The sequence below is a fragment of the Saccharopolyspora sp. ID03-671 genome (assembly GCF_045278815.1).
Classification (GTDB): Bacteria; Actinomycetota; Actinomycetes; order Mycobacteriales; family Pseudonocardiaceae; genus Saccharopolyspora; species Saccharopolyspora ipomoeae.
In genome coordinates this window covers 6,412,225-6,426,701 of sequence record NZ_CP134054.1, presented here as the reverse complement: position 1 = coordinate 6,426,701, position 14,477 = coordinate 6,412,225, and the positions used below count along the sequence as shown (strand labels likewise).

The 14,477-nt window shown below is 70.3% G+C and carries 14 protein-coding genes; 7 read left to right on the top strand and 7 right to left on the bottom strand.

All coding sequences use genetic code 11. From position 1 onward, the window contains the following. The first annotated feature begins 26 nt into the window (after window positions 1-26). Window positions 27-605: a hypothetical protein gene (locus tag REH65_RS29840; RefSeq protein ID WP_406690082.1), complete on the top strand. Its 579-nt coding sequence runs from the start codon at window positions 27-29 to the stop codon at window positions 603-605. A 79-nt stretch (window positions 606-684) separates the two neighbouring features. On the opposite strand, the gene REH65_RS29835 is transcribed toward REH65_RS29840, so the two are convergent. The 3 genes from REH65_RS29835 to REH65_RS29825 all read right to left on the bottom strand — a co-directional run bounded on the left by REH65_RS29835 (window position 685) and on the right by REH65_RS29825 (window position 3,861). Then, complete coding sequence (locus tag REH65_RS29835) at window positions 685-1,434, bottom strand: GntR family transcriptional regulator (protein WP_406690081.1); 750 nt, start codon at window positions 1,432-1,434, stop codon at window positions 685-687. Between the two features lie 64 nt (window positions 1,435-1,498). After that, complete coding sequence (locus tag REH65_RS29830) at window positions 1,499-2,656, bottom strand: acyl-CoA dehydrogenase family protein (RefSeq protein WP_406690080.1); 1,158 nt, start codon at window positions 2,654-2,656, stop codon at window positions 1,499-1,501. Then, the gene (locus REH65_RS29825; RefSeq protein WP_406690079.1) at window positions 2,653-3,861 is read right to left on the bottom strand and encodes an MmgE/PrpD family protein; all 1,209 of its coding nucleotides are present in this window, start codon (window positions 3,859-3,861) and stop codon (window positions 2,653-2,655) included. The genes REH65_RS29830 and REH65_RS29825 overlap by 4 nt, the downstream gene beginning before the upstream one ends. Window positions 3,862-4,222: 361 nt before the next feature. Between REH65_RS29825 and REH65_RS29820 the strand changes: the two genes are divergently transcribed. The 5 genes from REH65_RS29820 (at window position 4,223) to fabG (ending at window position 8,773) form a co-directional block, all read left to right on the top strand. Beyond that, window positions 4,223-5,338 carry an NDMA-dependent alcohol dehydrogenase gene (locus REH65_RS29820; RefSeq protein WP_406690078.1) on the top strand — a complete coding sequence of 372 codons (1,116 nt, stop codon included), beginning with the start codon at window positions 4,223-4,225 and terminating at the stop codon, window positions 5,336-5,338. A 12-nt stretch (window positions 5,339-5,350) separates the two neighbouring features. After that, window positions 5,351-6,169 (top strand): N-acyl homoserine lactonase family protein, encoded by an 819-nt coding sequence (locus REH65_RS29815; RefSeq protein WP_406690077.1) that lies wholly within the window; start codon window positions 5,351-5,353, stop codon window positions 6,167-6,169. Between the two features lie 56 nt (window positions 6,170-6,225). Continuing rightward, window positions 6,226-6,660: an FmdB family zinc ribbon protein gene (locus REH65_RS29810; RefSeq protein WP_406690076.1), complete on the top strand. Its 435-nt coding sequence runs from the start codon at window positions 6,226-6,228 to the stop codon at window positions 6,658-6,660. A gap of 188 nt (window positions 6,661-6,848) precedes the next feature. Next, window positions 6,849-8,018, top strand: a complete 1,170-nt coding sequence (locus REH65_RS29805) for an acyl-CoA dehydrogenase family protein (protein WP_406690075.1) — start codon at window positions 6,849-6,851, stop codon at window positions 8,016-8,018. Between the two features lie 26 nt (window positions 8,019-8,044). Next, window positions 8,045-8,773 (top strand): 3-oxoacyl-ACP reductase FabG, encoded by a 729-nt coding sequence (gene fabG / locus REH65_RS29800; RefSeq protein WP_406690074.1) that lies wholly within the window; start codon window positions 8,045-8,047, stop codon window positions 8,771-8,773. 156 nt (window positions 8,774-8,929) lie between these two features. Here the strand turns inward: fabG and REH65_RS29795 are convergent, their stop codons facing one another. Further along, window positions 8,930-9,115: a hypothetical protein gene (locus REH65_RS29795; protein ID WP_406690073.1), complete on the bottom strand. Its 186-nt coding sequence runs from the start codon at window positions 9,113-9,115 to the stop codon at window positions 8,930-8,932. A 323-nt stretch (window positions 9,116-9,438) separates the two neighbouring features. After that, window positions 9,439-10,227 (bottom strand): LuxR C-terminal-related transcriptional regulator, encoded by a 789-nt coding sequence (locus REH65_RS29790; RefSeq protein WP_406690072.1) that lies wholly within the window; start codon window positions 10,225-10,227, stop codon window positions 9,439-9,441. 139 nt (window positions 10,228-10,366) lie between these two features. Here REH65_RS29790 and REH65_RS29785 point away from each other — a divergent pair, with 139 nt between their 5' ends. Then, window positions 10,367-12,058: an AMP-binding protein gene (locus tag REH65_RS29785; protein WP_406690071.1), complete on the top strand. Its 1,692-nt coding sequence runs from the start codon at window positions 10,367-10,369 to the stop codon at window positions 12,056-12,058. A gap of 96 nt (window positions 12,059-12,154) precedes the next feature. Here REH65_RS29785 and REH65_RS29780 read toward each other — a convergent pair whose 3' ends face one another. Both REH65_RS29780 and REH65_RS29775 read right to left on the bottom strand, forming a co-directional pair. Beyond that, window positions 12,155-13,132, bottom strand: a complete 978-nt coding sequence (locus REH65_RS29780) for a glutathione S-transferase family protein (RefSeq protein WP_406690070.1) — start codon at window positions 13,130-13,132, stop codon at window positions 12,155-12,157. A gap of 58 nt (window positions 13,133-13,190) precedes the next feature. Then, window positions 13,191-14,477, bottom strand: coding sequence for an MFS transporter (locus tag REH65_RS29775; RefSeq protein WP_406690069.1), 1,287 nt, complete (start codon window positions 14,475-14,477; stop codon window positions 13,191-13,193).

The window sequence follows — 14,477 nt, the reverse complement described above, 5'->3', positions numbered from 1 at the left end:
TGCTCCACTCCGAGGGGATCAACCCGATGTCCCGTTCTCCTGAAGCAACCCCCGCCCAGGGCGCGAGCCCGACGCCGGACGCCTCGCGCGGCCTCAGGTCGTTGCGAACGCTCTACTACGCGCGCTTCGGATTCGCCGTGGCCTGGGCCGCCCTGGTGCTCGCGATGGCCGAGACCACCGGCCCGGCGGTGATCGCCCTGCTCGTGGTCTACCCGCTGTTCGACGTCGCGGCCGCTGTGATCGACTTCCGCTCCTCCGGGACCACCCGCGCGAAAGCGCCGCTGCACCTCAACATGGCGCTGAGCCTGCTCGCGGCGATCGGGCTCGTCGTCGCGCCCACGTCCGGGATCCCCGGCGTGCTGCGGGTGTGGGGGCTGTGGGCGATCACGGCAGGCATCGTCCAGCTCGTCGTCGCGATCCTGCGCCACCGGCTCGGCGGCCAGTGGGCGATGATCCTCAGCGGCGGGCTCTCCACCGCTGCGGGCGGCGGCTTCATCCTGATGGCCGGCAGCCCGAACGCGTCGCTGACCGGCGTCGCCGGGTACGCGACACTCGGCGGCATCTTCTTCCTCATCTCCGCGATCCGCCTGCACCGCGTCCGGTGACGGCCTCGCACCGCTGAAGCTCCTGCCGCCGGCGCCTGCCGTGCAGCTCGCCCGAGCGCACGGCAGACGCGTCGCGCGACTAGTGCGTGCTGCGGCGGAGTTTGACGCGGTAGGAGTACTGCTCGGGCAGGAAGTGGTTGATGGCCAGCTCGACCGGGTGCTGGTCGGTGGTCAGGTAGATGCGGTCCACGCGCAGCAGCGGGTCGCCGATGGTGCAGCCCAGCGCGTCCGCCAGGGGCTTCTCGGCGGCGGCCGCGGTGATGCTCTGCTCGGCCTCGGCGATGGGGTTCGACAACCGGGTGTCGAGCAGGCCGATGATGGTGGCGTCGCTGACCGCGCCCCTCTCGGTCAGCTCCGGCACGTCGGCGAGCACGGCCGCGGCGGCCGGGTGCAGGTGAACCGCGGTGTGGCAGAACGGCTCTCCGTCGTGGGTGCGGCGGAACACCACGGTGTGCACGGCGTCGCTGTCGAGCCGGAGGCGGCTGGCGGCGTCGATGTCGACCCGGCGGTGCAGCGGGCGCAGCACCTCGAGCTGGGTGTCCAGCGACAGGCCCATCAGGTCCTCGATGGACCCGAACTGCCGCAGGTACTGGCCCTCGCGGGGCGCGGCGAACGTGCCCCGCCCCGGCACCCGGTAGACCATGCCCTCGGCCACCAGGTCGTGGAACGCGCGGCGCACGGTCTGCCTGCTGACCTGGTGCTCGGCGGCGAGCTCGGCCTCGGTGGGCAGCCGGGTGCCGTCGACGTAGCGGCGCTGCAGGATCGCCTCCCGCAGTTCGCGGGCGAGCACCTTGTACGCCGCTTGACCGGTCTGTTCCTTGCTGCTCATCCCACCTCGCCGCACCCGTGGACTCACGGGTGATTGTGTCAGCTCCCCGGCGGCGCCGTCCCGGTCACGGGTCGAGCCCGCCGCGGGCGATCAGCTGGGAGCTGATGACGTTGCGCTGGATCTCGTTGGTGCCCTCGCCGACGATCATCAGCGGCGCGTCCCGGAAGTAGCGCTCCACGTCGAACTCGGTGGAGTACCCGTAGCCGCCGTGCACCCGCACGGCGTTGAGCGCGATCTCCATCGCGGCCTCGGAGGCGAACAGCTTGGCCATGCCCGCTTCCATGTCGCAGCGCTCGCCGCTGTCGTAGCGCTCGGCGGCGTGCAGCACCAGCTGTCGGGCGGCGCTGTACTTGGTGGCCATGTCGGCGAGGTGGTTGCCGACGGACTGGTGCTTCCAGATCGGCTTGCCGAAGCTCTCCCGCTCCTGCGAGTAGCGCAGCGCGTCGTCGATCGCGGCCCGCGCCACCCCGAGCGCCCGCGAGGCGACCTGGATGCGGCCGATCTCCAGGCCCTTCATCATCTGCGCGAACCCGCGCCCCTCCTCGCCGCCGAGCAGCGCCTCCACCGGCGCCCGGTGGTCGGTGAACGACAGCTCGCAGCTCTCCACGCCCTTGTAGCCGAGCTTGGGCAGGTCGCGGGAGACGGTCAGCCCGGGTCCGTGCTCGACGAGGACGATGCTGATGCCCCGGTGCCGGGGCTCGGCCGCGGGATCGGTCTTGCACAGCAGGGCGATGAGCTGCGAGCGGCGGGCGTTGGTGATCCAGGTCTTCGACCCGTTGATCACGTAGTGGTCGCCGTCGCGGCGCGCGTGGGTGGTCAGCGCCTGCAGGTCGGAGCCGCCGCCGGGTTCCGTCAGCGCCATCGTCGCGCGGATCTCGCCGGTGGCCATCTTCGGCAGGTAGCGCTGCTTCTGGTCCTCGGTGCCGAAGGTGTGGATGAGCTTGGAGACCACGGTGTGCCCGCCCATCGCCCCGGCGAGGCTCATCCAGCCGCGTGCGAGCTGCTCGGTGACCCGCGCGTAGCACGGCGCGGACACCGCGACCTCGCCGTAGGGCTCGGGAATCGCCAGGCCGAAGATGCCGAGCCGCTTCATCTGCTCGATGAGCTCCTCGGGGTAGTCGTTGGCGTGCTCCAGGTCCCGGGCCGCGGGACGCACGTCGCGGTCGACGAAGTCGCGGACGGTGTCGACGATCGCCTGCTCTTCTTCGCTCAGGGAGCTCACGCGGGTTCCTTCTTCTCGGTTCCGGGGAGGTGTTCGGCGAGCAGCGGTGCGGCACCGCACCAGTCCACTTCGGACAGCAGTGATCCGGCTCCGCAGTCGGTGATCTTGGCGGTCAGGTCCTCGTCGGACGGCGGGCGCCCGGGTGATCCCGGCGGGAGTTCCAGCGCGGCCGCGTGGCGCGTGCCGTCGCGCAGCCGCACCGAGATCTCGACCCGACCGTCGAGGAGCCAGTCACCGCCGGGTGTTTCGTCCACCGTCACCTGGCGCACGAGCCGCTGCGCCTCGGCCCTGGTCACGGCCTCGTCGGTGAAGCTCGCGAATCCGGGGTGCGGGTCCAGCAGCGCGGCCGCCACGGCGTACTCCATGCTGAACTTGCCCTGCAACCCGGTGCTCGGCCGGTGGTGGATCAGCGGCTGCACGGTCCCGGCGGGCGTGCGCACCCGGATCTCCTCCACGGTCGCGGCCTCGACGTCGGGGAGCTGCTCGCGCAGCGCGCTGATCGGGCGCTGCAGCGCGTAGCAGCAGGGGAACATCTTGATCGCCAGCCCACCCGGCACCGCGGGACCGGAGAGGTCCACCCGGTCCGGATCGCCTCCGACCAGCCGCAACCAGGCGTCCAGCGCCGTCGGGTCGGCGGTCGCGCCCGCGGCGGCCAGCCGCGCGGCCCGCACCCCCGCCTCGGCCGCGAAGCCGACCTGCAGCGACTTGCCGGAGGTGCCGAAGGCGCGTTGCACTCCCCCGGCCGCCGGCACGGCCAGCGCCATCGCCGCGGCCAGCCGCTCGGCCGACAACCCGAGCGCGACCCCGGCGCACACCGCGGCGGCCGGAGCACCGGCCGTGCAGGTGGCGTGCCAGCCGCTGCTGTAGTGCGACCAGCCCAGCGCCACCCCGATCCGCGCCATCACCCCGGCCCCGGCCAGGTAGGCGCGGGCGTCACCACCGGCCGCCAAGGTCGCGGGCACGCACACCACGCTGATGTGGGTGGTCGATTCCATGTGCAGGTCGTCGAAGTCCAGCACGTGCCCGACCGCCGCCCAGCGCGCCGCGTCGGGCAGCTCGGCGGAGAGCCGCACCAGCTCGTCGTCGCGGGCGGCCAGGGTGACCGCGAGGGTGTCCAGCAGCGAGCGCCGCGCCAGCGCCAGGTCGTGGGGGTCCGGGTCGAGTTCGTGCGCCCACCGCGCCAGCGCCTCAGCGGTCGAGTCCATCCGCGCTCCCGATCGTGCGCAGCGCACGCCGCGCGGGCCGGTTCCGGGCTCACCGAGCCCGGAAGAATGTACGGCCAATCGTGCGAGCCCGAACGCGGCCTGTCAACGCCCAACCGAAGGGCTGAACTGCGTTGGCACAAGTCGCTTTCGCGCTGCTACCTTGACACCCGACAAGGCCGGAGTGAAACTGACCGAGTTTTGGCCGTACATATCCAGGCGTGATGTCCCGGTGTGCGGAGCCAGCTGATCCGTCCAGCCCTCGATCCCGCCCGTCCCACCGGCCGGCGCGCGTGCGGGCTGGAGCCCGAGCGCGTTCAGAGCCCTTCCCACTCGTTCCCGTCCGAATTCGCAGAGGTGGCCGATGAAGTCCCGTGCTGCAGTCCTGGAAGAAGGAAGCAAGGAGTTCGAGATCGTCGAACTCGACGTCGACGAGCCGCGCGTCGGTGAGGTGCAGATCAAGTTCACCGCCTCCGGGCTGTGCCACTCGGACCTGCACCTCACCGACGGCGTCTACGGCGACTCGCCCCGATATCCCATCGTCGGTGGTCACGAGGGTGCCGGGATCATCGAGGCCGTGGGTCCCGGCGTGACGCACGTCGAGCCCGGCGATCACGTGGTGTGCAGCTTCATGCCGAGCTGCGGGGTGTGCCGCTACTGCGCCTCCGGGCATTCGAACCTGTGCAACCTCGGGGCGAACATCCTCAAGGGCCACATGCCGGACGGGACCTTCCGCTTCCACCGGGACGGCCGCGATCTGGGCGGGATGTGCATGCTCGGCACGTTCTCCGAGCGCGCCACGATCCCGGCCCGCTCCGCGGTGAAGGTCGACCCGTGGCTGCCCCTGGAGGTGGCGGTGCTGGCGGGCTGCGGCGTGCCCACCGGCTGGGGTTCGGCGGTCAACGCGGGCGGGGTGAAGGCCGGCGACACGGCGGTCATCTACGGCTCCGGCGGGGTCGGCATCAACTCGGTGCAGGGCGCGGCCTACGCGGGCGCCAAGTACGTGGTGGTCGTCGACCCGGTGGAGTTCAAGCGCAAGACCGCGCTCGAACTCGGCGCGACCCACGTCTTCGCCGACGCCGACGAGGCCGCGGCCAAGGTCAACGAGCTGACCTGGGGCGAAGGCGCCGATCAGGCGATCCTGACGGTCGGGGTGATGGACGAGGTCGTGGTCCGGCAGGCGTTCGACATCGTCGGCAAGGGCGGCACGATCGTGGTGGTCGGGCAGGCCAACCCGGAGAACCTGACGATCCAGCTGCCGAGCGCGATGTTCACCCGCAACGAGAAGGTCATCCGGGGCGCGCAGTTCGGCTCCTGCAACCCGCAGTACGACATCGTGAAGCTGCTGCGGCTGTGGAACACCGGGCGGCTCAAGCTCGACGAGCTCGTCACCAAGAACTACACCCTCGACCAGGTCAACGAGGGCTACGAGGACCTCAAGGCGGGCAAGCTCATCCGAGGCGTGATCGTGCACGAGTGAGGGAGGTTCGGCATGTCCGACAACGACAAGATCAAGGTCACCATCATCCCGACCGGAACGATGCACGCCGATCTCACGTGGCTGCTCATCGATCCGTCCCGGATGGCCAGCCAGGCGCAACCGTCGAAGCAGCGCGACTGGGTCCCGGTGCCCACCCACGTCGTCTACCTGGAACACCCCAACGGCCAGAAGCTGATGTGGGACGCGGGCGTGCCCCGCGACTGGGAGGACCGCTGGGGCCCGACGGGCCTCGACCAGTTCTTCCCGGTCGACACGGTGCCCGAGGAGGAGTGGCTGGACTCCCGTCTCAAGCAGCTGAAGCTGGAGCCCGGCGACATCGACTACCTTGTCCTGTCGCACCTGCACATGGACCACGCCGCCAACGCGAAGTTCTGGCAGCGCGCGGGCACGAAGATCCTCGTCGACGAGCGGGAGAAGGAGGGCGCGTTCTCCTTCGACGGCTACAACAAGGGCGCCCACATCAAGTCCGACTACGACGGCCTGGAGCTCGACACGGTCCGCGGCGACACCGAGCTGCTGCCGGGCGTCACGCTGCTGAGCACACCGGGCCACACGTGGGGCACGATGAGCCTGCAGGTGGACCTCGCCGACAGCGGGACGATGATCTTCGCCTCGGATGCCTTGTACCGCAAGGAGTCCTACGGCCCACCGGCGATCGGCGCCGGCATCGTCTACGACTCGGTGGCGTGGCTGGAGTCGGCCGAGAAGATCCGCGGCATCCAGGAGCGCACGAACGCCCAGGTGATCTACGGCCACGACCCGGAGCAGATCACCCAGCTCCGCACGGGCCCGGGCAACTACTACACCTGACGCGCTTCCCGGTCGGCCCCGCGCGCGGGGCCGACCGGTCTCCTGGAGGAGCAGCCATGCCGATGTACGACTACACCTGCACCTGCGGCATCACCTTCGAGCGGAGGGTCCCGTCGTGGTCCTCCCCCGCTCCGCCCTGCCCGGACTGCGGCACCACGACCCGACGCCGCCCGCCGTCGCCGGCGATGCACGGCCGAGCCGCCCCACCGCCGGACCTGTCCGCGACCCCGAAGTCCTGGGAGGGCCTCAACAACGGCGACCGCGACACGATCACCCACTGGCGCCGCGCAGCGGAAACCCGCCGCGACTTCGAGTCCCGCCACCCGGAGCACCGCACCCGCAAGGAAGCCATCGCAGCCCACGAAGGCCACTTCGAACGAAACCCCCTCACCTACAGGGAACTCGCCGCCAGAGCGGCCACCACGGGCAACGCCAACGAAGCAGCCCGAGAAGCCACCCGAGCCCGCAAGACCGGCGGCGAGCAGGTTTAGCGGGTGGTGCGCAACTGGTAGCTTGTGAACCGCGTCCGCCAGCACCCGCGGGATCCGGGCTGGCCTTTCGAGCAGATCACGACCGAGGCGAACCGTCCTCGCTGCCGCTGGTGCTCAGCGCGCTCATCGTCGCGGGATTCCGGCCCGGTCGGATGGACTCCGGGTGATCCGTGAGCGACGGTGGGGGGATGGACACCGAAGTTCCCGATGACGTCTTCCGGGACGTTCTGGCGCAGGTCTCGGACTTCGTGCGCAGTCGTGTGCTGCCGCGCGAGACCGAGATCATGAACACCGACGCGATCCCCGCGGACCTGCGGGCGCAAGCCGCCGACATGGGTTTGTTCGGCTACGCCATCCCGCAGGAGTGGGGCGGGCTCGGCCTGAACCTGGTGCAGGACGTCGAGCTGGCGATGCAGCTCGGCTACACCTCGCTGGCGCTGCGGTCGATGTTCGGCACCAACAACGGCATCGCCGGTCAGGTGCTGGTCGGTTTCGGCACCGACGAGCAGAAGGCCCGCTGGCTGCCGCGCATCGCCTCCGGTGAGGTCGTCGCGTCGTTCGCGCTCACCGAGCCCGGCGCCGGGTCCAACCCGGCCGGGCTGCGCACCACCGCCACGGCCGACGGCGACGGCTGGACCATCGACGGCGGCAAGCAGTTCATCACCAACGCCACCGAAGCCGGGCTGTTCGTGGTCTTCGCCCGGATGCGACCGGCACCGGAGACCGGCAACGGCATCGCCGTGTTCCTGGTTCCGGGTGACACGCCCGGCATCGAGGTCAGCGACCACGACGCGAAGATGGGGCAAGAGGGCTCGCGGACCGCGTCGGTGACGTTCTCGCAGGTCCGGGTCGGCCCGGATGCGCTGGTGGGCTCCGACGGGGACGTCGGCTACCGGGCCGCCATGACCTCGCTGGCGCGGGGCCGCATCCACATCGCCGGGCTCGCCGTCGGGTGCGCGCAGCGGGCCCTGGACGAGTCGGTGTCCTACGCCGCCACCGCCACCCAGGGCGGGGCCGCGATCGGGGACTTCCAGCTGGTCCAGGCCATGATCGCCGACCAGCAGACCGGGGTCATGGCCGGGCAGGCGCTCGTCCGCGACGCCGCCCGCAAGTACCTCACCGGCGAAGACCGCCGCATCGCCCCGTCGGCGGCGAAGCTGTACTGCACGGAGATGGCGGGCAGAGCTGCAGACCTCGCCGTGCAGATCCACGGCGGCACCGGCTACATGCGCGAAGTCCCCGTCGAACGCCTCTACCGCGACGTCCGGCTGCTGCGGCTCTACGAGGGAACCAGCGAGATCCAGCGCCTCATCATCGGCGGCGGCCTAGTCCGCGCCGAGCAGAAGCGCACGTCGTGACCACCGCTCCTGCAGAGAGGAAGCCCATGCTGTCCGGACGCACCGCCGTCATCACCGGAGCCGCCCAGGGCATCGGTCTGGCCATCGCCCGCCGGTTCGCCTCGCACGGCGCCCGAGTCGTCATCGGTGATCTCGCCGAGGACACCGCCCGCGGCGCCGCCGAATCCCTGCCCACCGAGGCGTTCGGAACCCGCTGCGACGTCACCTCCAGCGAGGACGTGACCCGACTGCTCGACGCCGCCACCGACCGCTTCGGCTCGCTCGACATCATGGTCAACAACGCCGGCATCACCCGCGACGCGACCATGCGCAAGATGACCGAGGACCAGTTCGACGAGGTCATCCGAGTCCACCTGCGCGGCTGCTGGAACGGCACCGGCCAAGCCGCGGACATCATGCGCGAAGCAGGCGGCGGCTCGATCATCAACCTGTCGTCGATCTCCGGCAAGGTCGGCTTCATCGGCCAGACCAACTACTCCGCCGCCAAAGCGGGCATCGTCGGCCTCACCAAGGCCGCCGCCAAGGAAGTCGCGTTCAAGAACGTCCGCGTCAACGCCATCCAGCCCGGCTTCATCGAAACCCCGATGACCGAGGTCATGCCCGACCACGTCAAGGACCAGAAGCTCGCGGAAATCCCGATGGGCCGCACCGGCACGGCGGACGAAGTGGCCGGCGTCGCCACCTTCCTCGCCAGCGACATGTCCAGCTACATGACGGGCGCGGTCCTCGAAGTCACCGGCGGACGCCACATGTGACCCGTCTCGTGGGTGGGGGAAGTTTTCATGAAAACTGCGCTCTGTCTCAGGACGGGAGGTTTTCATGAAAACTTCGTCTCTCCTGGGGACGGAGCCCCCTCGGGGGAGTCCCGTGGTCCTAGGTGTGGGGACAGTTTTCATGAAAACTGTCCCCACTCATGCGACCGCGCCGATCGTCTGATCCGGCCTGCGGTAGCGGCAGTCAGGTCGTCGTCCCGTCGCATCGCGCGGTACGCCTGGACTCAGTTCGGTCACCAACCGGTGCGCGTCGTCGGCTTCCAGAGCCAGCACCGCTGCTCGATCCAGGTGAACCTTCGAAGCGTCCCAGCGGTTCACCGGCATGCTCAACCACCCGAGGTATTGGTGGAGTTCCGAGAGCAGACCCACGGCGTGACGACGCACGTCGCTTCGCGCGCATCGGGCCATGCGCTGGACGAGGTCGGCGCTCCCGGTGCGACGACTGCGTCCGCTTGGAGCCGGCGATGACGGCCGAACGCCGACTCGCGGGCCACCAGTGCACCCGAGCCGATCGGGACTCCACGGCCGAGGTGCTCGACGAACTCGCAGCAGCGCTGCGACAGCGGCCACTTCCCGCACAGGTCATCGACGGGACGCAAACGGAATGATCGAGCCAGGACCGGTTCTGATCGGAATCGGTCGCCGCACTACAGAAGACCCGCTTTGCGGGCTTCGTGGACTGCTGCTGTGCGGTTTCGGACTCCGAGTTTTCGGGTGGCGTTGCGGAGGTAGGTCTTGACCGTCTCGGGGCTGAGGCCGAGGCGGGCGGCGATCTCGACGTTGGAGGCGCCGATCTCCACCAGGCGGAGGGCTTCGAGCTCGCGGGGTGCGAGGGTGACCGCCGGAGCGGCGTCGTCACCGGCGAGCCGGCGGTGGATGCGGGTGAGGCGGGCGCGGAGGGCGTCGTCCCCGGTCTCGGCGATGACGGCGGCGAGCTCGGCCAGCGGATCATCCGCCAGGCCCGGATCGGGGCGCAGGCGCTCCTCGACGTCCCGGGCGAGTTGCGCGGCGGCGACCTCGGCCGTGCGCAGGGCGCGGTCGCCGACCGGCCGGTGGTCGCGGGCCGCGCCGTAGAGGACGCCGCGGACCGACTCGCCGATCGTGATCGGCAGGGCGAACACCGACGTGAGCCGCTCCTGGCTGACCACGATCGGGTCATACTCGTGGGTGATGTCGGCGGTGCGGGCGTAGTCCTCGACCCGGTGCGCGGCGCGGTCCCGCAGCACCCGGCCGCCCAAGCCGCTGCCGGAACCCACCTCCAGACCGCGCAGACCGGTCCCGAACGTGCCCCGCAACCGGCCGATGACCAGGCGTTCCGGTGTCGTCGACGTGCCGCCGCCGAACACCACCGGGATGCCGGTCGAACGCGCCAACCAGCGCAGCCGCTCCGGCAGCAGCCGATCGATCCACTCGGCCGCCGCGACGTCGTCGTCCATGCGCCCTCCCCGCCGGTGCATCACGCTGGAATATCCGGTGAGCACACGATCGCGCTACCCCCATGTGTGGGTAGTGTCCGACCCGGTCGTCGGTGCAACCTGCTCACCGACAGCGTCGTCGCACTCGAAGGGGATCCGCATGGACGTCACCGGCGCCTACCGGGAAAGCCGCGACCAGCTCCTGGGGCTGCGCGGTGAGCACGCGCGGGCGGTCACCGAGTTCCGCTGGCCGGAGCTGGGCGACCGGTTCAACTGGGCGATCGACTGGTTCGACGCGATCGCGCGCGGCAACGACCAACCCGCGCTCGTGATCGTCGAGGAGGACGGCTCCGAGCTGCGGCGCAGCTTCGCCGAGATGGCCGCCGCCTCCGATCGCCTCGCCGCGTGGCTGTCCGACCGGGGCGTCCGCCAGGGCGACCCGGTGGTGCTCATGCTCGGCAACCAGGTCGAGCTGTGGGAGTCGATGCTGGCGATCATGAAGCTGGGCGCGGTGATCGTCCCGACCACGACCGCCGTCGGGCCCGCCGAGCTGATCGACCGGATCGCGCGCAGCGGCGCCGAGCACGTCATCGCCAACGCCGAGGACACCGGCAAGTTCGCCGAGGTGCCCGGCGACTACGGGCGGATCAGCGTCGGCCCGGCCGACGGGTGGGCCGACCTGCGGGAGGCCGCGAAGCTGCCCGCCTCGCCGGTGGACCACCCGGGGACCGCTCCGGGCGACCCGCTGCTGTACTACTTCACCTCCGGCACGACGTCGCGGCCCAAGCTCGTCGAGCACACCCAGATCTCCTACCCCGTCGGGCACCTGACGACGATGTACTTCCTGGGCCTGCAGCCCGGCGACGTGCACCTCAACATCTCCTCGCCCGGCTGGGCCAAGCACGCGTGGTCGTGCTTCTTCGCGCCGTGGATCGCCGAGGCCACGATCCTGGTGGTCAACTACCGCCGCTTCGATCCGGCGATGCTGCTGGGACGGCTCCGGGAGCAGGAGGTCACGACGTTCTGCGCGCCGCCGACGGTGTGGCGGATGCTCATCAACTCCGACCTCGGCGAACGCCCCGGGACGCTGCGCGAGGTCATCGGGGCCGGCGAGCCGCTCAACCCGGAGGTCATCGACCAGGTCCGGCGCGCGTGGGGGCTGACGCTGCGGGACGGGTTCGGGCAGACCGAGACCAGCGCGCAGGTCGCCAACACGCCCGGTTCGGAGGTGCGGCCCGGTTCGATGGGCCGCGCGCTGCCGGGCGTGCCGGTGGTGCTGGTCGACCCGGCCACGGGTCAGCCGGTGGCGGGCACCGGGGAGGGCGAGATCTGCCTGGACCTCTCGCAGGAGCCGCTGTCGCTGATGACCGGCTACCGCGACGACTCCGAGCGCAACGACGCGGCGATGGCCGACGGCTACTACCACACCGGTGACGTCGCCACGATCGACTCCGACGGCTACATCACCTACGTCGGTCGCACCGACGACGTGTTCAAGGCCAGCGACTACAAGATCAGCCCGTTCGAGCTGGAGTCGGTGCTCATCGAGCACCCGGCGGTGGCGGAGGCGGCCGTGGTCCCGGCGCCGGACCCGGTGCGGCTCGCGGTGCCCAAGGCCTACATCGCGCTCGCGCCCGGGCACGAGGCCGACGAGTCCACGGCGTTCGAGATCCTTCGCTACGCGCGCGAGCACCTCGCGCCGTACCAGCGGGTTCGGCGGGTGGAGTTCTTCGAGCTGCCGAAGACGATCTCCGGCAAGATCCGCCGCGTGGAGCTCCGCGCCCGCGAGGAGGACGAGAGCACGCACCCGACCGAGTGGCGCGACGACCAGTTCCCCGACCTCAAGAGCTGAGCCCTGGGCAGTGGGACGGTTTTAGCCATGATCACCCATGATCAATGTCCGTTTCGCCCGGACAATTATGGCTAAAACCGTCCCGACGCCGGACCCTCACACCAAGCCCGGGACGCGCTCGGACTCAGGCGGCGGGCCCGGTGGGGTGCCATTGCCGAAGGGGCGGCCGCCCAAGCGGTCCCGGCCGTGCGGGCGCAGGAGGTCGGAGAGGTCCGGGCCTGCCGGGACGATGCCGGACGGGTTGAGGTTGCGGTGCACCACGTAGTAGTGCTCCTTGATCTGCGGGAAGTGGATCGTGTCGCCGAAACCCGGTGTCTGGAACAGGTCTCGCGTGTAGTCCCGCAGCACCGGCATCTCGGTGATCTTGTGCCGGTTGCACTTGAAGTGCCCGTGGTAGACGGCGTCGAACCGCACCAGCGTCGGGAACAGGTGCACGTCGGCCTCGGTGATGGTGTCGCCCACGAGGTAGCGCTGCCCGGCCAACCGGTCGGAGAGCTGGTCCAGGGCTTCGAAGAGGTCGGTGAACGCCTTCTCGTGCGCCTCCTGGGAACCGGCGAAACCGGTCTTGTAGACGCCGTTGTTGACCCGGAACACCAGGTCGCCGATCTCGTCGATCTCGCCGCGCAGGTCCTCCGGGTAGAGGTCGGGCGCGCCGGGACGGTGGTGCTCGCGCCACTCGCCGGACAGGTCGAGCGTGATCTGCGGGAAGTCGTTGGTGACGACCTGGCCGCTGGGGATGTCGACGATCGCCGGGACCGTGATGCCCTTGGCGTAGTCGGGGAAGCGCGCCAGGAACGCCTCCTGCAACCGCTCGATGCCCAGCACCGGATCGCGCCCGCCGGGGTCGAGGTCGAAGCGCCAGCTGCGCTGGTCGTGGGTGGGACCGGCGATGCCCATCGACAGCACCGGTTCCAGCCCGAGCAGCCGCCGCACGATGACGGCGCGGTTCGCCCACGGGCAGGCCCGGGCCACCACCAAGCGGTAGCGCCCGGGCTCCACCGGATATCCGTCCCGCCCGTCCGCGGTGATCCGCGTCTTGATGTAGTTCATGTCCCGTTCGTACTCACCGGCCATGCCCCGATCGTCCACTGCCGACCGCGCTCCCGCCAAGCTGGGCGGGACGACCGGCGCGTCAGGCGGGCACGGCCTCCACCGGTGCGGGTGCGCGGGCGGTGTCGGCCAGCAGGACCGCTGACAGCACCGAGACCGCGGCGACTCCGATGAGGTAGTAGGCCGGGGCCATCGGGTTGCCGGTGGATTCCACGAGCGTCGACAGGATCAGCGGCGTCGATCCGCCGAAGATCGACACCGCGGCGCTGTAGGCCAGCGACAGCCCGCTGTAGCGCACCTTGGTCGGGAACGCCTCGGCGATCGCCGTGGAGATCGCCGCCAGGCTCGGCGCCATCAGCAGCCCCAGCAGCACGTACGCGAGCGTGATCAGCGCGAACTCGCCGGAGAGGATCAGCCGGTACATCGGCACGGCCAGCGCCATCAGCGCCAGCGGGGTGGCGATCAGGAACGGTTTGCGCCGTCCGATGCGGTCGGCCAGCAGCGCCCAGGCCGGGCAGGTCAGCAGCAGCGCGGCGATGCCCACCAGCATCGCGCTGAACATGTCCACCTGCGGGATGTGCAGGTTCTTCACCAGGAACGCCGGCCAGAACGCCTGGACCATGTAGGTGCACGTCGTACCGGAGATGATCAGACCGATCACCTTGAGCACGTTGGGCCAGTGCTCCCGCAGGGTGATCAGCAGCGGAGCGCCGCTGTCCTCGGCGGATTCGGCCTGGAACTCAGGGGTCTCGTCCAACTTCAGCCGCAGGTACAGCCCGATCGCACCCAGCGGGAGGGTGATCAGGAACGGGATCCGCCAGCCCCACTCGGTGAGCGCCTCGGGCGTCAGCGCCAGCGACAGCAGCGCGCCGATCACGGTGGCCACGAGCGTGGCCGCGTACTGGGTGAACATCTGCCAGCTGCCGTAGAAGGTGCGCCGGTCGCGCGGCGCGTACTCGACCATGAACGCCGTCGCGCCGCCGAACTCGCCACCCGCGGAGAAGCCCTGCACCACGCGGGCGATCACCAGCAGGATCGGAGCCGCAAGGCCGATCCCGTCGTAGGTGGGCAGCAGGCCGATGACGAAGGTGGCCACCGACATGCCGATGATGGAGATCGACAGCGTGGTGCGCCGCCCCATCCGGTCGCCGTAGTGGCCGAAGATCAGCGCGCCCAGCGGGCGCAGCACGAACGACACGCCGAACGCGGCGAAGGTGGCGATCAGGCTGTTGCTGCCCGGGAAGAAGTTCGCCGCGATCGCGGCGGCGAAGAACCCGTAGAGCCCGAACTCGAACCACTCGATGAAGTTGCCGATGGAAGCCGCTAGCACCGCCTTGCGGCGCACCGGCTGGGGCACGGAGCTGGTCAT